Origin of the sequence: Methylorubrum rhodesianum (assembly GCF_014199985.1) — a bacterium.
Classification (GTDB): Bacteria; Pseudomonadota; Alphaproteobacteria; order Rhizobiales; family Beijerinckiaceae; genus Methylobacterium; species Methylobacterium rhodesianum.
The window spans coordinates 13,803-33,656 of the sequence record NZ_JACHOS010000004.1; the positions used below are offsets into that span (position 1 = coordinate 13,803).

Sequence of the window (19,854 nt, forward strand, 5' to 3'; positions counted from 1 at the left end):
GGTCGCGGAGGGTCGCGCGACCGCCCACGGCGGACGCGAACCGGTCTGATCTGGCCGGGCATTGTTACTCTCCCTCGAAGTCCCGGGACGGGACTTTACTCGGTTTCGCCCTGAGACGGCTGCGCCCGGAACTGGCCGAGCGCGTACCACATCTTCGCCTTCCGGTCGTGGATTATTTTCCCATCGCGCTTAAGCTTGGTCTTGGACTTCTCCGAGGCGTCGAGCTGGTAGCCGGCTTTCCGGACGACCTCGTTCACCTCGGCGCCGGACATCCCCCGGGGGCCCGCCTTCGCCAACGCCGTGACGATCACCTTCGCGACCGGGCCGGTGACCGCGGGCAGTTGCAGGGGCTCCGCCCCCGGCCGATCCGCATCCGCGGCCGCCCGCGGGAGGGCCACGGCCGGCGCGAGGCCGGAGCGCTCCAACGTGCCGATCAGGTGGTCGATGCCGGCCAGTTCGGTGGCGATCTCGCGAAGCTTCGCGGCACCGGCCAGCATCGCCGACCGCACGGCTTCGTGCATCTCCGCCTCGGCCTGCCGGGCCTGCTCGCGCAGCCTCTCCCGCGCCTGTTGCAGTTCGGTGAGCACGACCATCCCCCACAAGGCCCGCGGGCGGTCGCGCCCAGGCCGATTTTGAAATCCTACCCGGTCGCGGACCCCGTGGCAACCGGGTGAGACCCGGCCGCAAGGCGCCTGGTTAACGGGGTCCTGCCTGACCGACCCTGCTTCCGGCCGGGTGGCTTCCCGTCCGGACCGGCCGCGCAGACCTGGCCGGGCGCGCCCGCGGGCGGCGAGCCCGGGCCGGGCGTGCCGGCGCGCTCCGGCCGTTGGCCGGGTGACTCGGCGTCACCCCGCCCGGTAGGCCGCGGCCGGACCGACCGGCTCGCGCGACATGAAGGGCTGCCCCCTGCCCTCCGCCCAGGCGAAGCCAAGCGCGGCCAGCGCCGCCGTCAGCTGCGCGTCGTCGGCGGGAGCGATCCGCAGCCCGGCCCCCTCCGCGTCCGCGATCGCGACGAGCCGCTCCAGGAAGCCTGGGCGCGGCGCCCGCCCGGCCAGGCCGCCTACGACCAGGTCCCCCTCCCCCGACAGGCCCAGCGGCAGGTCCGGCAGGTCGTCCCCCCGGGTCAGCCGGCGCATGACCCGGTGCGCGGCGGTGTCGAGCTCGGCCGGGACCGAGGCGTCCAGCAGGGTGTCGGCCGCCGCGTCGGAGACCCGCGCCGCGCCGCCGCCCGGCAGGACCGCCGCGACGGACAGCTCGATCCCGCCGGCCCGGAGGTCGAAGCGGGCCGACAGGACGAGGCGGACAGCGGTGCGCGTCACGGTGATCGCCACCGCCCCGTCGAGTCCCTCGCCCGCGGCGTAGGACGCCGGACCCACCGCCAGTCCCCGATGCCGGCGCAGCAGGCGACCCAGGGCGGGGCCGAGCTCCGCGTCGACGATGTCCCGCGCGAGCGCGTCGGCGAGGCGCCGCCGCCAAGCCGGGCCGTCGCGGTCGCTCCTCCGGGCGCCGGGGGCCGGCAGCGCCCGGAGGACCGCGGCGGCGTGGCGGAAGCGCTGCCCGGCACTCGCGCCCAGCGCCTCTCGGTAGAGCGCATCCGCGACGGCCTCGACCAGCGGCGGCAGCCCCTTGGCCAGGGCCGCCCGCAGCCGCCGGCCGGCCGAGGCGGCCTGCGCCGCCCGGCTTGCCTCGCCGGCATCCGCCATCAGCGCCGCGGCCTGCCGCGCCTCCGGCGCGACCGTGAACGCGAGCGCCTCCAGCTCGTCGGAGGCCCGGAGGACCGCCGGCAGGCAATCGAGGAAGCGGAGGGCGCGCTCGACATGCGCGCGGGCGGAGGCGCCATCCTCGGGGATCCAGCGGGCGGCCCTGAGCAGGGCATCCCGCACCTGCGCGTGATCCGCCGGCGCGAAGGCCCCGGGGAGCGCGCGCAGGAGCGCGCGGTCGGCCGCCGCGCGCGACCGCGCCAGGGGGAGGACGATCCCGTCGTCCCAGACCTGCCGGAGATCCTTCCGGATCGCCCGCCTCAGGGCCGCGATCCGGGTCGCCCGGATGCCGCCGGCCACGAACGCCGCGTGCAGGTTCTCCATCGTCGCGTCGACCGTGTGCCGGGTGGCCGGGTGCGAGAGCGTCGCGATGGTTCGCCACGCCGTCGCGAGCTCTCCCGCGTCCGTTTGCGTGGGGCTGCTTCCGGCGCGGGAGGCCGGGACGACGGGAGCGGGGTGCATGGCCGGAGGATGCCCAGGAACGCGAGCGTCCGGCCGGGCGATAGGCCGCGGGACCGCGCCAGGCCGGCGCGATGGATCCAGGGCGCTTCGATCCGGGCCGCGGACGGCGCCCGGGAATCGGGCGCACGCCCCATTGTGCGGGCCACGGAGCAAGCCACAATCGGCGCCGCCCGGGCCGTGCCGCATCCCCTGCACCGGCGCGCGCCTCAGGTCGCCTCGCCGGTGTCCCAGGACGCCCAGGAGCCCGGCAGCGACGCGGTCTCGCGGGCGAGCCGGACGAAGGTGGCGAGGTCCTCGTTGGCGTCGTCGAAGGCGCCGTCGAGCAGGGTCCACGCCTCCGGCGCGGCGAGCGCCGCGCCATCGGCGAAGCCGCGGTCGTCCGGCCCGGTCCGCCCGCGGTCCCGCGGCGAGGCCGGGTCGACGGCCGCGCCCGGGTCGCGGGCGAGACGGCCGGCGAGCCGCCCGGCGCGGCCCCGGGCGCGGTCCGGGCGGCCCCGGCCCGGCCCGGGCGAGCGCGCCGGCCCGGGCCGGCGGGGCCTGGGATTCGCCGCGCGCCCGGGCGTTGCCCTGGAGGGGGCGCCGCGGGTGTTCGCCAATGTCGTCATCGTCGTCTCCGTCGCAGCAGGATCGATGGGGTGGCGCAGGTCGGAGGGGTTGCCGGCTCACCGAGCCCCCGGCATCGCCGCGCAGGGCTGGCAGGCGGCGGGGCGTCGGCCGGGAACGCGGGGTCCGGGCCTGCGGCGCCTCGGCGGCGGCGCGCGGCGGGGCGCCCGCGCCGCTCGGGAGCCGTCGCCGCCGAGGCGCGCGAAGCTCTCGGCGAGGTCCCTGAGGCGCTCGGCGGTGGCCTGGTCCGCGGGGGAGCCGGCGGGGCTGAGCGCCTCCCCGAGGGCCGCGGCGTCGAGCCGCTGCGCGTCCGGGTCGGCCGCCGCGGCCTCCAGGACGGCCATGAGCAGGGTGCCCGACCGCAGCAGGCTGGCGGCCGGCGTGCCGGCCGCGAGGGCGGCGAGGTCCGCGCGACCGGGCGGGGCGAGGCGGACCGGGAGCGTCCGCAGCCTGCCTTCGAGGCGCCGGCATCCGGAGAGCGCGGCGGACCAGGGCAGCAGCCAGGGGGGCGGCGGGCGCCGGCCGGCCGGGGCGGCCGCGTGCGCGACGGCCCGCAGGGCCCGGGCGGCGTGGAGCGGGCTCATGCCCGTCACGACCGCCACGCCGAGGCGGGCGCGGACCCGGTCCTCGTCCAGCGCGGCGAGCGGCAGCACGAGGAAGACCTCGGACCCGCCCGCCAGGGCTGCCGCCGCGCGGTCGAGCAGGCCCTGGAGCTGCGCCGCCGCGCCGTGGGCGACCAGGGCGGGCGGGCGCCGGCCGGCCGGCGCGGCCGGGCCGGGCGCGTGCCCGGGGTAGGCCAGGACGGTGGCCGGGCGCTCGACGCGCGCGAGGGCGGCGGCGGCCAGCAACGCCGCGTGGTATCCGGACGCATCGTCCGCGAAGAACCCATAGACCATGGCGGCATCCTTTCCGGTTGCGGGCCGCTGGAGCTTCCTTCTCTGAGGAAGGCTGAATTATACCAATGGTAAAATAGACTGGCTAGATTCGGTCTTGCCTGAAAGCAGTTCACCCCACCGCAATCTCTGGCCTTGGTTAACCGAAAGCAGTCTACGCGCCCCGACGTGCGGGGATGCGGGCCGCACCACCGCCACGCTTCCGACGGCTCGGCGAGCGGGCCGCGCGGGGAGCCGCGAGCCCGGTCTTCGCCGGACGCCGATCCGTTGCCCGTCGCGTTCCCGGCGAGCCCGCCGCGCCGGCGACGGGGCGCGGGCGAGCGCTCAGGCGGTCCGGATCGACCGCCCCGGCGCGTCAGTGAGACGCGGCCCCTGGTCCGATCGGGGACGGCTCACCGCCTTGGTGACCTCCTCGAACCGCGCGCTCGCGTCGGACCAGTTCTGGGCGAAGTCGAACAGCTCGCGCAGGGCCGGCGCGATCTCCTTGTAGGCCGCCAGCGCCGCGACCAGGGCGCCGAGCGAGAGGCGGCCCTGGACGACGAGGTAGCCGCCGATCGCGAAGAAGAAGAACGGCGTGAGGTTGGAGGTGTAGTTGTAGAGCCCCTTCAGCCGGCCCTTGAGGTCGTTGATCTCGACCCGCACCCGCTCAAGCTCCTCCGCCAACCGCATCTGCCGCAGCAGGGCCGACCCGCGTGCGGGGCCGGGCGCGGCCGCGGGCGCGCGGGCGGCCTCCTCCGTGGTCAGGAGGCCGCCGAGCGCCCGGGTCGCGTGGACCCGCGCGCGCACCCTGCCGTTCAGGCGCCGCTGGAGGCGGGGCAGGACGCTGAGCTGCACCGGCAGCATCATCAGCGCGGCCAGCGCGAGGGCGGCGTTCTGGAGGAGCAGGAAGGCGACGCTGGTCACCAGCGTGCCGCCCTGCACGAGCGGCACGGCCACGAGGCTGGCCCCGAAGTAGCCGATGGGCTCGACCTCCTGGACGGCGACGGCCGCGAGCGCGGCCCGGCGCTCGGGCGAGCCTTCCCCGCGCGCCCGCCGGACGATGGCGAGGCGTAGCCGGCGCACGAGGCGCTCGTTGACGCGCCCGCGCGCCCGGTTGACCGCGTACTTGGCGAGCCCGCCCAGCGTCAGCACGGCAAGGTAGCTGGCGCACAGGGCGAACAGGAGTTCCACCTGCGAGAGGGTGAGGCCCAGGACGGTCATCTCCGGATGGCCGTCCCCGTCCGCGTCGGTGATGGCGCGGTTGATGATGTGCTTGGGGATCTCCAGGAGAAGCCACGCCGCCGGAAGGGTCAGCAGCGAGAGCAGCACGAGGCGCAGCTGGAAGCGCAGCGTCGCCCGGACGATGAAGCGCTCCAGGCGCCACCCCCGCTCGCCCTCGGACGCGCCGACCGCGGTCGGCGGCATCGGCCTCGGCCGGGCCCGCCGGCGCCGCCGCAGCCCCGCCCACCGCAGGCCGAACCGGACGATCAGCCATCCTGTCCAGGCCGGCGCGACCACGAAGACGAGCACGGCCAGGAGGTCGATCCACCAGTGGCCGTGCGGGTAGTCGAGCCCCGTGATCCGGTGGGCCAGGGCGTGGATGAAGGCTGGCGTCACCACGGGGCGCTCCGATGCCGGGATCGATCCCATCCCGTGGGGGCCGTCAGGCTTGCCCGCGCCGATGCGTGCGTGCCCGCGTCACGTCCCCGTTTCGCGTCCGGGCCTCGCCGGGGGCTCCGCCGGCCCGGCCCGGCCGGTGACGACCGGGGGATTCCCGTCCGCAGGCTCGGGCCGGGCGGCCAGGGCCGCCGCGCACGCGCCGCGGGACCGGGGCCTCCGGCAGCCGGGCGAAGCGATGCGGCGCCGCGCTCGCGCCCGGAGCTGCGCCAACCCCGGCCCGGGGGCGCGCGGCAGGCCCCGCGCGGCAGCGGGCGCGGTGCCGCCTTGACCTCCCGGCACGTGAGCGCGAACCGAGCCGCCGTCGCGCATCCGTTTCCCGCGGCCGGAGCGAGACGGGGCAAGGGCTGACGGCACGGTCCCTCGGCGGCTCGCATCGGCCTAGGTGACCCACTCCACGACGAGCGACAGCGTTGCGATCAGCAGGACGCCCCCGGCCTCGTCGCGCACCCGCGCGATCAGCGTGGTCCGGTCCTCGCCGGGCGGCAGGTCCCTGGCGAGCTCGGAAAGGGTGGCGCTGACCTCCTCCCGCACGGCCTCTCGGTCGGCGAGGTCGAGGCCGTCCCGGTCGAAGACCTTTCCGTTGGCGTCGCTGAAATCAAAGAAGTACCGCGGCATCGGCTGGATCCTCGCTCTCCGACAATGACGCCGCCTCGCGGACGAGGCGGTAACGGGCCGGCGCGGGCGTCCGGGCTCCCAATCCGGAGGCACGGCGGTTGGCATCGCCCCACAGAGCTTGCCGACGGCGCCCCTGCCCGCGGCGGCCGATGACCGGTCCCGCCGCCGTCGACATCAGGGAGGTCCCGGACGGGGGCGGGCCTGCCGCGGAGCGGGGCTGGCGGGCATGGGAGGGACGGCGCGCCCGAGTTGCACCGGCGACGCGGAGGCGTCGACCAGGGCACGGCCGGCCGTCGGCCGGGATCAGCTCAGGATGACCGGCTCGGCGACGCGGTTTCGGGGCGGCCGCGTCCGGGCGCCGCCCGCGTCAGGCGGTGCGTCTCGGCGGCCGCTCGATGCGCAGGAGGTGCGGGTCGGCGACGGCATCCTCCTGCAGCGCCCGGAGCCGCTCGGCCGGCCGAAGCCCCGATATGGCACCGGAGGCCGGCGGCGCGGGCACGGCGGCCTGGCATGCCAAGGGCGAACAGGTCGCCGGGCAGGAGGCGGCGCGCTTCTGCTGGGGCTGGTGCCGGTGGGAAGGCTTCGGCGCCACGTCGTCCGGAATGTCACCGGCCGCCTCGGCGGCCGCGGAGATCGCCTCGGCCCCCGCGCCGACGACGTCGCCATCGTCGGGCGCCGGCACGATGCCAACGCTCCATCCACCGTCGTGAGGATAGGCCGGGGGCTCCGCCACCGTCAGGTCAGCGAGGGAGGCGTGTCTCGGCGTCGTGCATTGCGCCGCCGGCGCGACGGCAATGGCCAACGCGAAAACGGACAGCACCAGGAAACGCGCGATCGCCACAGGTCCGCTGACCTCACCCCGCCTCCCGCGGAGCATCGCACGAGCACGCAGCCCCGGCAATCCGGGACGAGCGTGCACCCCCCGGCCCGGAGGCGACGAACGATGGCCCGCGCTGGGTCCCGGTTGCGGTCGGCCGCATGACGCCTCGGCCGGGCCAACTGCGCCTCCCCGCGACGCTGGCAAGACCGCCGACGGTCGGCGAAGGGACCCGCGATATGGCCTTGACCCTGTAGTGGCTACAGGGTGCATGAAGGCGGCCCTCCGGCCTGGCCCCAGGTGCCGGGCAGAGGGAGCGCCTCATGATCGCAGCGGCTCTTGCGGACCCGACGCCCGCGTCTCCCGCGGCCGCGAAGTCCCTTCGCTGCAGGACGAGGGGCATGGACAGCCAGACCGGGACCGTTCCGGCCTGGGCCGCACCGTCCGGTCAGCCGGCGACGGCCGGGCGGATGCCCGCGACCACTTCGCGTGACCGGCGGCCCGATCCCTGAGAGCCATGCGCAAAACCGGACGCATCTCCGTGCCGACCGCGATCCGCCCGCTCCGCCTGGGCGCGTGCATGATCGCGCTTGCGCTGATCCTGGGGCTGGTCGGTCTCGCGACCGCGTCCACGGGCGGACCGGCCGAGAGGCAGGCTGCCATCGCTCTCGCGGACCTGCCCGGCGTGCTGCGGGACGGAAGCCGCGAGCCTCCGGGCTGTTCCCAGGACTCCTTGCCTGGACCGGGCCTGTGCGGTGGCGCCTGCGACTGCGGCTCGGGTCTCAGCCTGGCGCTCGAATGTCCCGGACGGCATCTGCTTGCCCGCCATCGTGGCGTTCCGCCGGATGCGGCGGCTTTGCCTTCGGCTGACCTGGATAAGCCGAGTAAACCACCACGACCTCGATACGTCGGTCTCTGCGGCATGCAGACGACAACCCGAACCGCTCAGCCAAATCACGGGTACGTATCGAGGTTCGCAATGGAGCGACGAGCGTTTGGCCGCCAATCAAGCCGGCGGCGAGCATCCGAACAGGTTCCATCCCGGCAGGGACACCCCATCCAAGTCCCGCTTCCGATGGGGATGCCGACGATTTTGAATCCACTGATCTATGGAGCTGCGACGAATATCGCTCGCGACGTCAGGGACGGCGGCCTGACGAGGTGCCGGTCCGCGGAAGGCAGCACCGCGGCGAAGATCGAAGCCCTTCTGAACTATCTGGAAGGCGTCGTCTTCAGGCATGGCGACGCTGCGGTCGACGGCCTGGTCGCGGACGCTCCGGGCGGACGCTTGCCGGTCGCCTGCAGGACGGGATGCGCCTGGTGCTGCCACCAGGATGTAGACGTGTCCATCCCGGAAGCGATCCTGATCGCGCGCAGGAGAGACGCGGCGCACGGCCCCGAAGGCCGGCCGTCGGGCGCACCCGCGCATCGACCGGCTCCCATCCGCGTCGTCGGCCGGTCGCGCGCGGGCCTGCCGTGCCCTCTGTTGAGCGAGGAGAAAACCTGCTCGGTCTACGCGGTGCGACCGTTCGCATGTCGTACGTTGCTGTCCTCCGATGACTTGCTGTGCGAAGACGCCTTGAAATCGGCGGTTTCCGGAAAAGCCGACGTCTACATGAAGTCCTATGGTGTCCTCCAACTTGTCGGATGCGCCCATCGGGCGGGCATCAACGCGATCACGAGAGAACTCGGTCTTCAACACGACGACGTGAGCCTCGTGTCGGCCCTGTCCCAGATCAGCGACGACAAGGACACCGTTGAGCGCTGGATGGCGGGCGCGAGGGTGTTCACGCCGAGAGCCGGTCCTTGACGGCAGCTCTGCCTCCCGAGCCCCGGCTTCCGGGCGTGGGCGGCTTGGTGCCGCTGACTCGCCGGCCGAACAGCGCACGCATGACGGGCAAGGGCCGAGATCTCCGCGCCGCGGCGGTCGGCCGTGCGGAACGGAGGTGTCCCGCGCCGGGCCGCCCGTTTTTGGGCGGAAATCCGGGACTCTTCGGGACGGCAACTCGGGTGACGGTCGGCGCCGCAAGGCCGAAGGGGAGGATGGTGTGACGGGGGATGAGGGATGAGACGGTTCCTGATGCTGGTCGCACTGGCGGTGCTGGCAGCCCTGCCGGGTGCGGGGATCCGCCTGACCGGCCTGCAGGTCGGTCCCATCGGCGAGATGGTGGCGTTCGGCGCCGCGATCCTGTCGGCCGGGTTCCTGCTCTCGTGGGGCGCGGAGGCGGCCGAACGCCACGTGTCCTTGGGCCTGATCGTCGCCGTCGTGGCCCTGGTGACCGTGCTGCCCGAATACGCGGTCGATCTCTACTACGCCTACCAGGCCGGCAAGGCGGGCCCGGACTCCCAGTACGTCCACTACGCCGCGGCCAACATGACCGGCGCCAACCGCCTCCTGGTCGGGCTGGCGTGGCCGTTGCTGGTCGCGCTGCACTGGCTGAAGGGGGGCGGGCGCGCCATCGCGCTGACGCGGAGCAACGCGGTCGAGATCGTCGTCCTGCTCGTCGCCAGCCTCTACGCCTTCCTGATCGTGCTGAAGGACACGATCACGCTGCTCGACTTCGCCGTGCTCGTCGCGATCTTCGCGGCCTATGTCTGGCGCGTGCGCGGCGGGTCCGAGGCCGAGGAGGACGAGGGCGAGGAGCCCGGCCCGGCCGCCGCCCTCAACGCGCTGACGCCCGCCGCCCAGTGGGCGTCCATGGCTGCGCTGACGGTGGTCGCCTGCGCGATCATCCTGGTCTCGGCCGAGCCCTTCGCGGAGGCGATGGTCGGCTCGGGCCGGCTGCTGGGCCTCAACGAGTTCCTGCTGATCCAGTGGCTGGCGCCGCTGGCGAGCGAGGCCCCGGCCGTCACCGTCGCGATCCTGTTCGTGGTCGCGGGGCGCGCAGCCAGCGGCCTCGCCGCCTTGGTGAGCGACAAGATCAACCAGTGGACGCTGCTCGTCGGCATGCTGCCCCTGGCGATGAGCGTCGGCGCGGGTTCGTTGACGGCCTTGCCGCTCGACGCGCGCCAGGCCGAGGAGTTCTTCCTGACCGCGGCGCAGTCGCTGTTCGCCCTGGCGCTGCTCCTGCGCCTGCGCCTGGGGCTCTGGTCCGCCCTCGCCCTGGCCGGCCTCTTCGGCATCCAGGTCGGACTGGCGTTCTGGTACCGGGAGGACGAGGCGCGCACCGTCGCGACGCTGACCGCCCTCGCCTGGGTCTATCTGGGGCTCGCCGCCGTCCTGTTCGTCCTGAACGGCCGCCGCCTGCTCGAAGTCGTGCGCGTCGCCGTCTCGGTGGCGCCGTCCGTCGGGCCACGCGCGCCCGGGGCGGCCGAGGCGACCGAGGGACGCCGGTGAGGCCCGCCGCGCGTGCCGCGCCCGAAGCGGGCCGCGCCCTGCCCGCGGCACGCCAACCCGGGGCGGATCGGGGCGGTAGGCCGTCCCCTCTTGCCCCTGCGCCCTGCGCGCCATCCCGGGCCGCGGCGGAGCCGGCCCTCACGCGCAACCGGGCTTCGCGGCCAGCCACGCCGCACGGATCACCTCCCGCATCATGCTCTTCCCGGACGCGCTCGCCTTCGGCGGCGCGGCGCGAGCCCTGGGAGGTGGCGGACGGCGGGCGCGCCGCGACACGGGGGCGACAGGAGACCGCCTCCCTCGGCCGACCGCGGCGCGGCTGCGCGCAGGGCGTCGGCATCGGGGGGCGCGACACCCAACCAAATCCGGAGGCCCGGGATGGGCAGCAAGAAGGTGGCGCGGCAGACGGCGCGCTGGAGCACGGGAGCCCGTGGCGGTCGCCGCCGCGTGAGGCGGTGGGTTCGGGCCGCCGCGAGGCGCGATCTGATCCTGCTGATGGCGGCCATCCTCGCCGCGGCGACCCTCCTGCTGGTCGCCTCGGGATGAGCGACGGTGGCACGGGCCGGATGGGCGGCGGGGACTGGGTGCGAGCGGGCGGAGGATGGACATGCGGCAGCGTCGGAATCGGGCGGGTGACGGGACCTCGTCGGGCGCGGTCCCGTCGGCGGCGCTGCCGGCGCTGCGGCGGGCGGCCGAGGCCCTGAACGCCGGCCGTCTCGACGAGGCCGAGCACCAGGCCCGGTCGGTGCTCGCGGCCCGCCCCCATGAGCCCGCCGCCCTCGACGTGCTCGGCTGCGTCGCCTTGAACCGGGGCCGGCCCGGGGAGGCGCTGGCCCACTTCGAGCGGGTGCGTGCGACGCGGTCCAAGGATCCGCTGCTGCAGTTCAACCTCGGCGAGGCGCACCGGCAGACCGGCGCGCCGGCCTCGGCCCTGCGCCACTTCCGGAAGGCCGCCGAGCTCCGCCCCGATTTCGCCGAGGCGCATGGCCAGGCGGGCGAGATGCTGCGCGCGCTCGGGCGCTTCACGGAGGCCGCCAAGGCCTACCAGAGCGCCTTGATGCTGAAGCCGGAGCTCGCCCACTGCCTGGCGGGCTTCGCGCTCCTGCTGGTGCGGGAGGGCGAGTTCGGCCAAGCCGTGCCCTTCTTCGAGGCCGCGCTCCGGGCCACCCCCGTCACGATGACACCGGCGCGGGCGCCGCTCTGGGCCAATCTCGGGAGCGCCCGCCTCCGGGCCGGCGAGACGCTCGCGGGCCTCTCGGCCCTCGCGGAGGCCGTTGCCTGCGCGCCGGACCAGCCCGGCTTCCCGCGCCTGCTCGCCCGCGAGCTCCTGCACCTCGGCGCGGTGCCGGCGGGACCACGTTTCCGGGCGGTGCTGATCGCCCTGTTCGGGCGGGCCGACGTCGACCCGCGCCTGCTCGCCACCGCGGCCGTCGCGGCGCTGCGGCAGGATGCGGCCGTCGACGGCCTGCTCGCCCGGTTGGCGGCCGATCCCCCGCGTGCCCGCGAGACCGTCGCCGAAGCCGATGCGGTCGTCCGCGCCCTGCTGGACGACGCGCTGTTCCGCGCGCTCCTCGCCGCCGCCCCCATTCCCGATCTCGGGCTTGAGCTCCTGCTGACGGAGGTGCGGCGAAGCCTGCTCCTGGCGGCGCGGGAGGGGGCGCCGCCCGCACCGGACCTCACCCTCGCCTGCGCCCTGGCGCGCCAGTGCTTCCTCAACGAGTACCTCTACTGCACCGACGAGCAGGAGGAGGTCGCCCTGGCGGCCCTGTGCGCGGGCTTCGGTCGAGCCGAGGCCGACGCGGGCGCGGCGGATTGGCGCCGGGTCGCCATCGCGGCCTGCTACCTGCCGCTGCATCGCACGGCCGCGGCCCGCCTCGACCTCGCCAAGGCCCCGCCCGCCCTGCGCGCCCTCGTGCGCGAGCAGGTCGAGGAGCCGGCCCAGGAGCGCGCCCTCGCGGACAGCCTGGTCCCGCTCAGGCCGGTGCGCGACGCCGTGTCCCTCCTGGTCCAGGCCCAGTACGAGGAGAACCCCTATCCGCGCTGGTCGCGCGCCCTGCTCGGGACCCCGCGTCCCTTGCGCGAGCGGGTCCACCTCGCGCTGCCGCACCTCGGCGCGGACGAGATGCCGGCGGTCGAGCGGCCACGCGTCCTCGTCGCGGGGTGCGGGACCGGCATCCAGACCATGCGGCTCGTGCAGTCGGTCGCGGACGCCTCGGTGCTCGCGGTCGACCTGAGCCGCAGCAGCCTGGCCTACGGCATGCGCAAGCTGGCGGAATACGGGATCGGGTCGGTCCGGCACCTGCAGGCCGACATCCTCGACCTCGCCAACCTGGGCGAGCGCTTCGACCTGATCGAGAGCTTCGGCGTGCTCCACCACATGCACGAGCCCCGAGAGGGCTTGCGCGTCCTCTCGGGGCTGCTCGCGCCGGGCGGCCTGCTCTTCCTCGGGCTCTACAGCGAGATCGCGCGCGCCAGCGTCGTCGCGGGGCGCGCCGTGGTCGCGGAGCGCGCGCTCGCGCCGACCCCGGCCGGCGTGCGGGCGGGCCGGCGTGCCGTCATGGCCGGGGCCGTGGCGCAGCCGGACCTCGGCATGCTGCTCAGCCCCGCCTCCGACTTCTGGACCCTGTCGGAATGCCGCGACCTCATCTTCCACGTCGAGGAGCACCGTTTCACGCTGCCCGGGATCGGCGCGATGCTGGAGGCCTGCGGGCTGGAGTTTTTGGGCCTGGAGCCCGAACGCCCGTCGGACCGGACCCGGTTCGCGGCCGAGCATCCGGACCCGGCCGCGGCGCGCTCGCCGGCGGCGTGGCACGGTTTCGAGACCCGCCATCCCGACACCTTCGGCGGCACCTATCGGATCTGGGCGCGGCAGGCGCGCCAGGGCCGGACCGGTTCGCGCTGACTTCCGATCCCGGGGGGCATCATTCGCTGTGCCCGGCCCCGCCCGTGCCGGCCGGCCCTCCCCCCGGCTCGGTGCCGGCGCCCCGGTCCTGCGACGCGGCGGTCCGCGGCTTGCGCTTCAAGGGCGTCAGGAGGGCGAGGACCAGGAAGTTGGACAGGGCCGGGATGAGGCCAAGGTCGTAGTAGCCGAAGCCGACGGCCGCCCCGATCACGCCCACGTTCCACAGGCTCGCCGCGGTCGCGGTGCCGTGCACGTTGTCGCCCCCCTTCAGGATGGCGCCACCGCCGATGAAGCCGATGCCGGTGATGAGTCCCTGGAGGATGCGCGCCTGCTCCGGCGTGCGCGCGCCGAGGAGCTCGCTGGCGAGCAGGATGAAGCCGCAGCTGGCGATGGCGACGATGGGGAAGGTGCGCAATCCGGCGCTGCGCGCCTCGCGCTCGCGGTTCCAGCCGAGCGGGAATGCGAACGCGAAGGCGAGGCCCAGCCGCACCAAGTGGTTGGGAAGGTCTCCCCAGATGCCCCAGTACGAACCCATGATTCCTCGCCGGTGTGAGAACGCCCCGATGGTCCGTCCGCGCGTCGTGCCGCCGTTCCGAGGCGGGCCGCCAGCGGCGCGCCGACGGTGATCCTCGCGCCTGACGGAACCTTCCCGGAGCGGCCCGCATCAGGGCGAGCGGGGTCCGGTCGGCTCGGCGTCGCGCCTCGTTACGCCCTGACGGTCCGGCGCGCTGCTCCCGGGGTCGAGTTCCGTCACCTCCCAGTCGTCGCCGACGTTCTGGCAGGCCGTGCCGCGGATCCTGGCGGTGCGCTGCGCCTCTTCCACGGTGGCCAGGAAGGCGCGGCAGATCCGCCCCGCGCGTACGACCGGCGCGGCGGTCGGCACGACGCTGCCCTTCCGCCCGCTCGCCGGGTTGTCCCACCGGATGCGCAGGCCGTTCCCGCTGGGTTCCAACGCGAGGCCGAGGATGCCGCGCGCCCGGCGCCAATCCTCCGGGTCGAGCCCCGGGAACGCCAGGGGCGCCGTGCGCTTCGGGTCCTGCCCCGGCACGCCGGGAGAACCGTCGGCAGGCCGGGAGATCGGCAGCGAGATCGCGCAGGCCGGCAGCGCCAGGATCAGGAGCGCGGCGCCGGCGCGGGACAGGGGACGTGCGGTTGGCCGGAGCCGGGGATGGGACATGACGGTGCGCTCGGCGGTGTCTGGCGAAGGCGGGGGCGGGTCGGGGCGCGCCGGCGGTCCCGGACCGCCCGGCAGCCCCGGCCAGGGATGAGCGGGCGGCCCCGGGGCGCGGACCTGGCGGCGGAAGGTCTTCCGTCCCATCAGCGGCCATCCGGTGTGCGCACGCCGGACCAGAGGTCCTTGACCTGATCGAAGTGCGTCTTCGGGCTGTAGGCCGCCACCGGCACCGCGATGAAGCGGGCGGTCAGGCGCCCGATCTGCTGCACGACGCCGTAGGAGAACACCACGCGGTTGCGCTGGGCCTGGATCAGCTGCACGCGGGCGTTCAGGAGCTCCTGCTGCGCGTTCAGCACGTCGAGGGTGGTGCGCTGGCCGACGCGGGCCTCCTCGCGCACCCCGTCGAGCGCGACCTCGTTCGCCTGGACCTGCGCCTGCGAGGCGATGACCTGGGCCTTGGCGGCCTCCAGCTGGCCCCAGGCCGAGACCACGGCGGCGCGGATCTGGTCGCGCAGGAACTCGACCTGCAGGCGCGTCTGGCCCACGAGCTCCTTGGCCTGCCGGATCTGCGCGTATTCCGATCCGCCTTGATAGATCGGGACCGTGATGCGGCCCACGATCGAGGCGGTGCGGCCGTTGTCGCCGGGCTGCTCCTGGTCGTAGCGCTGGGCGACCTGGCCGGTCAGGCCGACCTGCGGGTAGAGCCGGCCCTCCAGCACCTTCACCTGCGCCTCGGCGGCATCGACCGCGTGCAGCGCCGAGGCGATCTGCGGGTTTTCCTTGAGGCCGATCTCGACCGCGGCGTCGAGGTTGCCCGGCACGGGGCGGTCAAGCGGGCGGCCCGGCGAGAGCTGGCGCGGCTCCACGCCGATGACCCGGCGATAGATGCCGATGCTGGCGCCCAGCTGCGACTCCGCCGCGCTCACCTGCGAGCGGGCGAGCGCGAGGCGCGCCTCCGCCTGGGCGACGTCGGTCCGGGTCAACGCGCCGACCTGGAAGCGGAAGGCCGTCTGGCGGAGCTGCTCCTGCAGGACGGCGACGTTGTTGCGGTTCAGCTCCAGCGTCGCGGTATTCTGAAGCACGTCCATGTAGGACTGGACCGCACTGAACAGGGTCGTCGTCTCGGTGAGGCGCAGGCTCTCGCGCTGGCCGAGCACGGTCGATTCCGCGCGCCGGGTGTTGTTGTCGGTCTGGAAACCGTTGAACAGCGTCTGGTTGACGGTCAGGCCGGCGCCGCCCGGCAGGGCGGTCCGCGCGAAGCGTTCCCCGCCCTCGACGCCCTTCTGTCGCTCGACCCCGATGTCGGCGTCGAGGCGGATCGTGGGGCGGTAGCCCGCCCGGGCCTGCACGATCTCCTCGTCCGTCGCGCGCAGGCCCGCCCGGGCGGCGTTCAGCTCCGGGTTCGCGCGGAAGGCGCGCGCGAGGGCACCCTCCAGGGTCTCGGCCCGCGCGCCCCCGGTGGCGCCGGCCAGAAGGAGCGCGGCGCACAGGCTGCAGGCCGCGCGGGTCCGCCGCGATCGGGCGCTCGGCGACGGGGAGGAAGGCCGGCGGGCACCGTGCGCCCCTGGCCGGGCGGAGGTTTCGGCGCCGGCACGACCCGGTGAACCTGCGGGTCCGGGCGCCCGGGCGGGGCGGACCGCCGCGGCGGACCATGGCCCGGCCGGATCCGACCCGCGCGACGGCTCCGGCGTACCGCCCTGCCGAGGCTCGGCTGCGCGGCGTCCCCGACCCGCGGCGAGCGCCGAGGCCTGGCCCGCACGAGCGAGCGGGAACGCGCCGGCACGCGGCGCCGCGCCCGGGAAGACCGCCGGTTCGGGGTCGATGATGAGGGGAACGGGCATCGCCCACCCTGCGAGATGCTGCCACATGCCGCCCCGTCGCATCGACGGGACCCGCGCCGCGCAGGGCGGGCGCCTTCCCTTCCGGGCCTGGGGATGACCATGCAACCCGGGTTGCCGCCGCGGCATGCGGCGGCCGGCGGGTCAGGCGCGCGGGGGCTCGCTCGGGGGCGTCGATGCCACGGAGGAGAGGCGGGCGGTGCCGAGGGTGAATTCGGGCGGCCTGGCGATGCGCAGGGGCGTCACGACCGGGCTCTCCGGCCGGATGACGGCATGGCAGGGGCAGTGCGCGCTGCAACGGCCAGGCCCCGCAAGGCCGCGGTCCGCCGGCTCGTCCGCGGCGGGCGCCCCGGAGATGGCATCGAGCACGATGACGATGCCGGGCCCGCCGGCTTCCTCGTCCGGCGACGCGGGCGCGGTCAGGGCCGGGTCCACCAGGGAGACGGTCAGGGCGATGGCGAGCAGGCAAACCAGGGCGCGGCGCCAAACGCCGGACGCGTACCCGTCCCACCGCTGCCGAAGCCTGACCATACGCCATGCTTACGGGGGCGCGCCGCCCGGCGCAAGGTCTCGCGGAGGTGGGGGAGGCCAGCGTCCGAGGAGCCCGATCGTTCCCGCGCGCCGGCGGCGCGACCCGTCGCAGGACCCTCCTCGCGCGGAGGGTTTCGCGCTTCGCCGGGGTCCGGCCCGGCCTCAGGGGCGGAGCCGATGTCCGGCCAGGGCGATGCGGTCGCGGATCTCGACCTGCCCGCGCAGGACCCGGATCCATCCCGCGCGCTCCCAGCCGGCGAGATGCCGGCTGACGACCTCGCGCACGGTGCCGAGGTCGGCCGCGATCTGCCGGTGCGTCGCGGTCACCCTTCCGTGCTGGTCCGCTTGGGCGAGCAGGTGCCGGGCGAGGCGCTCCTCAAGGGGCGTGAAGGCGATCTCGTCGAGGAGCCCGAACAGGACGGCCATGAGCTTGGCGTAATCGTCGAGGACGAAGGCGCGGAACGCGGCCGAGGCCGCCATGAGGTGCCGGAAGGTCTCCGCCGGAAGCGCCGCCAGCACCGTGCGCTGCTCCGCGACGCTCTCGGCCGGGAAGGTGCCGCCGGCGAGCAGGCACTGGGTCGTGAGGACGCAGGTCCCCCGGGGACCCACCCGGTAGATCAGCATCTCGCGGCCGCCCGCGGAGATCCGGAAGACGCGTGTCCGGCCCTCGATGCACATCAGGTAGTTCGCGCACGCGCCTCCCAGCTCGTAGGCGGTCGCTCCCGCCTCCAGCACGGGAAAGCGCACGGCGCCGCGCAGGATGTGCCGGTGGTCGGCCGGAAGCGTCCCGAGCACGGGAAACTGCTCGAACCAGCGCTCGACGCGGTCGGCGTGAGACATGCGCGATGACCTTCAGCTCCGCGGCGCGCCGGTCGGGCGCCGGGGACGTTCCGGGACAGGCCGGCGTCGATGAGCGCGGGCACAAACGACCGATGCCGCCCGCGTTCGGATTGAGCCGCGCGGGCGCGCGGCGGTGCCGGTTCCGGCGGTGCGCGGGGCCCGAGCCCGTTCGCCGGGAACCGCGGGGACACCCATACGCAGGCACGCGGCCCTCCCGTTCTCGGCCGTCGTCGCCCCGGGTCCGGCGTCGGCCGCGGGCGACCTGCTCCGCCCCCTCGGCCGGACGATGCCGGACATGACGCAGGCGGGGACGGCCCGCGCCGCTATCGAGGCGACGATCGCCCGGGCGGCCGGCAAGCCGCTCGGCCTCTCGGACGGGCGCCTGTCCGGCCTGGACCTCAGGCGCGCGAACCTGCGCCCGTCCCGCTTGAACAGGGTCCTGCCGCGGGGGGGCGGTCTCCGCGTCGCGGCCCCCGACCAGGCCGGGCTCAAGACGGCCGACCTTGGCGGGGCGAAGCTCGTCGGCGCGCGTTTCTTCGGTCCGCAGGTCCGGGGGCGAACCCGCGCGGAGCCGACCGGAGCGGGGCCAGGACCGGCCGCGACTTCGGCGGGGCGAGCGCCGGCGGCGCGCTCCGCGCCGGCCCGCGCGGCGACGACGCCGTCCGGAACGCTGACGCGAGCGGGGCCGGCCTGCGCCGGCGCAAGGGCTGGGACGCGACCCCGGATTGCGACGCGCTCGTCGCGAACCGCGCCGGGACCGACCCGGCCCACCGGACCGCCCCGGCGGATCGGTCCGACGCCTCTCCGAACGCCCGTCCCGCGCGGGCGCGAGGCCGCGTCGGCGTCCGTGCGTTCCGGGGGCAGGGCTCCGATCCCGCGGGCCGTTACCCTCCCTGGATCGCCTCTCCGTACCGGAACGTGGCGGAGCCGCCGTCCATCCTCAGCGTCCCGGACCCGGCGAACGAGCTCGTCCCGTCGGCCGACCCGGTGCCGCGCTGGCCATTGGAGCAATTTGCCCCGACGGATGCCGGCAGCCCCGCCCCGGACGGATGAAACAGGCCGCTGCAGGTCGTCCGCCCGTCGGTCGCGTAGAACTCGCGCCGCAGCAGCCGGGTGGTCACGCTGCCCGTGAGGCGCTCCCCCGACGGGAGATGCAGGGTGAACGGGACCGTCGCGTAGCCCGGAACATCGGGCACGTGCAGGCAGCCCGTCACGCCGGTGGCCAGCCCCAAGGCACACGCGAACCTCCTCCAGCCGATCATCACGATCCCTCCCCGCCCGTGCCGGTCCGACCGACGCCCGCGCATGGCCCGGCCGCGGATGGGCGCCGGCCGTTGCGCTCGCCGCCTTCGGCGGCCCGGATCCCCGGATTGCCCGCAGCGGCGTGGCCGCTGCACCGCCCCGACCGGCCCGGTGCCGAACCCGGCTAGATCCCGGGGCCGCGCAGTCGATGGTAGAGAGCCCTGACGGCATCCATGTAGTCCTGACCCGGGTTCTTGGCGCAGAAGGTGCGCAGGAAATGGACTTGGGCCTGAAGCGGGACGGACGGCGGTGTCAGGTCCAGGTCTTCATCGATTCCTGCCGGCGCACGAATCAGCGCTCCGCTCATGAAACCTTGCGCCCAGGCGAAGAAGTACAGCTCGGCAGCTTGGTTCGCGGAGATCTCCTGGTTGAACGCTGCGCAGGTCTGGGCGCCGATGCCGACGATCTTGGCCGTCGATCCTGCCTGCGCGGACATCACGATCATGACGCCGAGGGCCACTATCACTGTTCGTCGCATCGATGCTCCCCGTCGCTCCAGTTTCGTAGGATGAGCCGGAGCCAGCGCCGTCGAACGCCGGCCGGTGGGTGGTCATGGCGCCGTCCGGCGGTCCCGGGATTCGAGCAGGTCGGAGGTATGGCGGGCGGCGGGGTGACCGGTCGCCGCCTCGTGCGCCGACGAGCATTTCTCGTAGAGCTCGCCCGCGGCGACCATGACGATGCGTTTTCCGCCGCCTTCGGCGGGGCGGACCGCCAGGAGCGTGCGCCCCGCCGGCCACGTCACGGCGTTCGGCCGCCCGGCCTCCTGCGGCTCGCCGTAGCGCCGCACCCCCTCCCGGTAGATCGCCGCGTAGGCCGGCACGAGCTCGGCCTCCGCGAAGGGGCGGCTGAACCAGATGACCTGCTGCAGGCCCTCGTCCCGGCAGACCTCCAGGACGACCTGCTCGGTATCGGGCCCGGAGGCCGGCGCCCGGCCCTGGAAATAGAACAGGGCCGTGACGTTCCCCTCCCGATCCGCCATGGACGGTTTCGGCACGGACGTCAGCGGACCCCAACGCAGGCCGAAGGGTGCCTCCCCGGCAAGCGCCCCCGGGATGCCGGCCGCCCCCAGGAACGCGGTGGCGAGCGCACGACGAAACGTCCGCATCACGGGCCTCCCCCTCGGG

The 19,854-nt window shown here is 75.0% G+C and carries 19 protein-coding genes; 4 read left to right on the forward strand and 15 right to left on the reverse strand.

Features of this window, described 5'->3' with window-relative positions:
• Positions 1–95: 95 nt before the first annotated feature.
• The 7 genes from HNR01_RS06725 to HNR01_RS06755 form a co-directional block, all read right to left on the reverse strand.
• Positions 96–593 (reverse strand): hypothetical protein, encoded by a 498-nt coding sequence (locus HNR01_RS06725; RefSeq protein WP_012752997.1) that lies wholly within the window; start codon positions 591–593, stop codon positions 96–98.
• Between the two features lie 252 nt (positions 594–845).
• The gene (locus tag HNR01_RS06730; RefSeq protein WP_153874032.1) at positions 846–2,222 is read right to left on the reverse strand and encodes a hypothetical protein; all 1,377 of its coding nucleotides are present in this window, start codon (positions 2,220–2,222) and stop codon (positions 846–848) included.
• Between the two features lie 206 nt (positions 2,223–2,428).
• Complete coding sequence (locus HNR01_RS06735; RefSeq protein WP_153874033.1) at positions 2,429–2,827, reverse strand: hypothetical protein; 399 nt, start codon at positions 2,825–2,827, stop codon at positions 2,429–2,431.
• A gap of 57 nt (positions 2,828–2,884) precedes the next feature.
• On the reverse strand, positions 2,885–3,721 hold the full coding sequence (locus tag HNR01_RS06740; RefSeq protein ID WP_153874034.1) for a hypothetical protein: 837 nt from the start codon (positions 3,719–3,721) through the stop codon (positions 2,885–2,887).
• Positions 3,722–4,042: 321 nt separating this feature from the next.
• Positions 4,043–5,314, reverse strand: a complete 1,272-nt coding sequence (locus tag HNR01_RS06745) for a multidrug ABC transporter ATPase (RefSeq protein WP_238310505.1) — start codon at positions 5,312–5,314, stop codon at positions 4,043–4,045.
• 441 nt (positions 5,315–5,755) lie between these two features.
• Positions 5,756–5,992, reverse strand: coding sequence for a DUF6894 family protein (locus HNR01_RS06750; protein ID WP_009862913.1), 237 nt, complete (start codon positions 5,990–5,992; stop codon positions 5,756–5,758).
• 367 nt (positions 5,993–6,359) lie between these two features.
• On the reverse strand, positions 6,360–6,674 hold the full coding sequence (locus HNR01_RS06755) for a hypothetical protein (protein ID WP_246417423.1): 315 nt from the start codon (positions 6,672–6,674) through the stop codon (positions 6,360–6,362).
• Between the two features lie 652 nt (positions 6,675–7,326).
• Between HNR01_RS06755 and HNR01_RS06760 the strand changes: the two genes are divergently transcribed.
• The 4 genes from HNR01_RS06760 to HNR01_RS06775 all read left to right on the forward strand — a co-directional run bounded on the left by HNR01_RS06760 (position 7,327) and on the right by HNR01_RS06775 (position 13,045).
• Complete coding sequence (locus HNR01_RS06760) at positions 7,327–8,619, forward strand: YkgJ family cysteine cluster protein (RefSeq protein WP_246417424.1); 1,293 nt, start codon at positions 7,327–7,329, stop codon at positions 8,617–8,619.
• Between the two features lie 255 nt (positions 8,620–8,874).
• The gene (locus tag HNR01_RS06765) at positions 8,875–10,146 is read left to right on the forward strand and encodes a calcium:cation antiporter family protein (RefSeq protein WP_183667208.1); all 1,272 of its coding nucleotides are present in this window, start codon (positions 8,875–8,877) and stop codon (positions 10,144–10,146) included.
• A 375-nt stretch (positions 10,147–10,521) separates the two neighbouring features.
• Positions 10,522–10,689, forward strand: a complete 168-nt coding sequence (locus tag HNR01_RS06770) for a hypothetical protein (protein ID WP_183667209.1) — start codon at positions 10,522–10,524, stop codon at positions 10,687–10,689.
• A gap of 61 nt (positions 10,690–10,750) precedes the next feature.
• Positions 10,751–13,045, forward strand: coding sequence for a class I SAM-dependent methyltransferase (locus tag HNR01_RS06775; RefSeq protein WP_183667210.1), 2,295 nt, complete (start codon positions 10,751–10,753; stop codon positions 13,043–13,045).
• 19 nt (positions 13,046–13,064) lie between these two features.
• On the opposite strand, the gene HNR01_RS06780 is transcribed toward HNR01_RS06775, so the two are convergent.
• The 8 genes from HNR01_RS06780 to HNR01_RS06815 all read right to left on the reverse strand — a co-directional run bounded on the left by HNR01_RS06780 (position 13,065) and on the right by HNR01_RS06815 (position 19,835).
• Complete coding sequence (locus tag HNR01_RS06780; protein ID WP_050772665.1) at positions 13,065–13,580, reverse strand: MgtC/SapB family protein; 516 nt, start codon at positions 13,578–13,580, stop codon at positions 13,065–13,067.
• A gap of 129 nt (positions 13,581–13,709) precedes the next feature.
• A complete protein-coding gene (locus HNR01_RS06785) occupies positions 13,710–14,222 on the reverse strand; it encodes an RT0821/Lpp0805 family surface protein (RefSeq protein ID WP_066923538.1) in 513 nt (170 codons plus the stop codon).
• Between the two features lie 140 nt (positions 14,223–14,362).
• A complete protein-coding gene (locus tag HNR01_RS06790; RefSeq protein ID WP_183667211.1) occupies positions 14,363–16,060 on the reverse strand; it encodes a TolC family outer membrane protein in 1,698 nt (565 codons plus the stop codon).
• A 141-nt stretch (positions 16,061–16,201) separates the two neighbouring features.
• Positions 16,202–16,588, reverse strand: coding sequence for a hypothetical protein (locus HNR01_RS06795; protein WP_012752983.1), 387 nt, complete (start codon positions 16,586–16,588; stop codon positions 16,202–16,204).
• Positions 16,589–16,750: 162 nt separating this feature from the next.
• The gene (locus HNR01_RS06800; protein ID WP_183667212.1) at positions 16,751–17,428 is read right to left on the reverse strand and encodes a Crp/Fnr family transcriptional regulator; all 678 of its coding nucleotides are present in this window, start codon (positions 17,426–17,428) and stop codon (positions 16,751–16,753) included.
• 884 nt (positions 17,429–18,312) lie between these two features.
• Complete coding sequence (locus tag HNR01_RS06805) at positions 18,313–18,660, reverse strand: hypothetical protein (RefSeq protein ID WP_183667213.1); 348 nt, start codon at positions 18,658–18,660, stop codon at positions 18,313–18,315.
• A gap of 194 nt (positions 18,661–18,854) precedes the next feature.
• On the reverse strand, positions 18,855–19,190 hold the full coding sequence (locus HNR01_RS06810) for a hypothetical protein (protein ID WP_312893292.1): 336 nt from the start codon (positions 19,188–19,190) through the stop codon (positions 18,855–18,857).
• Between the two features lie 90 nt (positions 19,191–19,280).
• On the reverse strand, positions 19,281–19,835 hold the full coding sequence (locus HNR01_RS06815) for a threonyl-trna synthetase (protein WP_183667215.1): 555 nt from the start codon (positions 19,833–19,835) through the stop codon (positions 19,281–19,283).
• Positions 19,836–19,854: the final 19 nt, after the last annotated feature.

Excerpts from the sequence above, each read along its gene's own strand:
- HNR01_RS06725 (WP_012752997.1), bottom strand. The coding sequence starts at position 593 with ATGGTCGTGCTCACCGAACTGCAACAGGCGCGGGAGAGGCTGCGCGAG.
- HNR01_RS06730 (WP_153874032.1), bottom strand. The coding sequence starts at position 2,222 with ATGCACCCCGCTCCCGTCGTCCCGGCCTCCCGCGCCGGAAGCAGCCCC.
- HNR01_RS06735 (WP_153874033.1), bottom strand. The coding sequence starts at position 2,827 with ATGACGACATTGGCGAACACCCGCGGCGCCCCCTCCAGGGCAACGCCC.
- HNR01_RS06740 (WP_153874034.1), bottom strand. The coding sequence starts at position 3,721 with ATGGTCTATGGGTTCTTCGCGGACGATGCGTCCGGATACCACGCGGCG.
- HNR01_RS06750 (WP_009862913.1), bottom strand. The coding sequence starts at position 5,992 with ATGCCGCGGTACTTCTTTGATTTCAGCGACGCCAACGGAAAGGTCTTC.
- HNR01_RS06760 (WP_246417424.1), top strand. The coding sequence starts at position 7,327 with ATGCGCAAAACCGGACGCATCTCCGTGCCGACCGCGATCCGCCCGCTC.
- HNR01_RS06765 (WP_183667208.1), top strand. The coding sequence starts at position 8,875 with ATGAGACGGTTCCTGATGCTGGTCGCACTGGCGGTGCTGGCAGCCCTG.
- HNR01_RS06770 (WP_183667209.1), top strand. The coding sequence starts at position 10,522 with ATGGGCAGCAAGAAGGTGGCGCGGCAGACGGCGCGCTGGAGCACGGGA.
- HNR01_RS06775 (WP_183667210.1), top strand. The coding sequence starts at position 10,751 with ATGCGGCAGCGTCGGAATCGGGCGGGTGACGGGACCTCGTCGGGCGCG.
- HNR01_RS06780 (WP_050772665.1), bottom strand. The coding sequence starts at position 13,580 with ATGGGTTCGTACTGGGGCATCTGGGGAGACCTTCCCAACCACTTGGTG.
- HNR01_RS06785 (WP_066923538.1), bottom strand. The coding sequence starts at position 14,222 with ATGTCCCATCCCCGGCTCCGGCCAACCGCACGTCCCCTGTCCCGCGCC.
- HNR01_RS06790 (WP_183667211.1), bottom strand. The coding sequence starts at position 16,060 with ATGCCCGTTCCCCTCATCATCGACCCCGAACCGGCGGTCTTCCCGGGC.
- HNR01_RS06795 (WP_012752983.1), bottom strand. The coding sequence starts at position 16,588 with ATGGTCAGGCTTCGGCAGCGGTGGGACGGGTACGCGTCCGGCGTTTGG.
- HNR01_RS06800 (WP_183667212.1), bottom strand. The coding sequence starts at position 17,428 with ATGTCTCACGCCGACCGCGTCGAGCGCTGGTTCGAGCAGTTTCCCGTG.
- HNR01_RS06815 (WP_183667215.1), bottom strand. The coding sequence starts at position 19,835 with ATGCGGACGTTTCGTCGTGCGCTCGCCACCGCGTTCCTGGGGGCGGCC.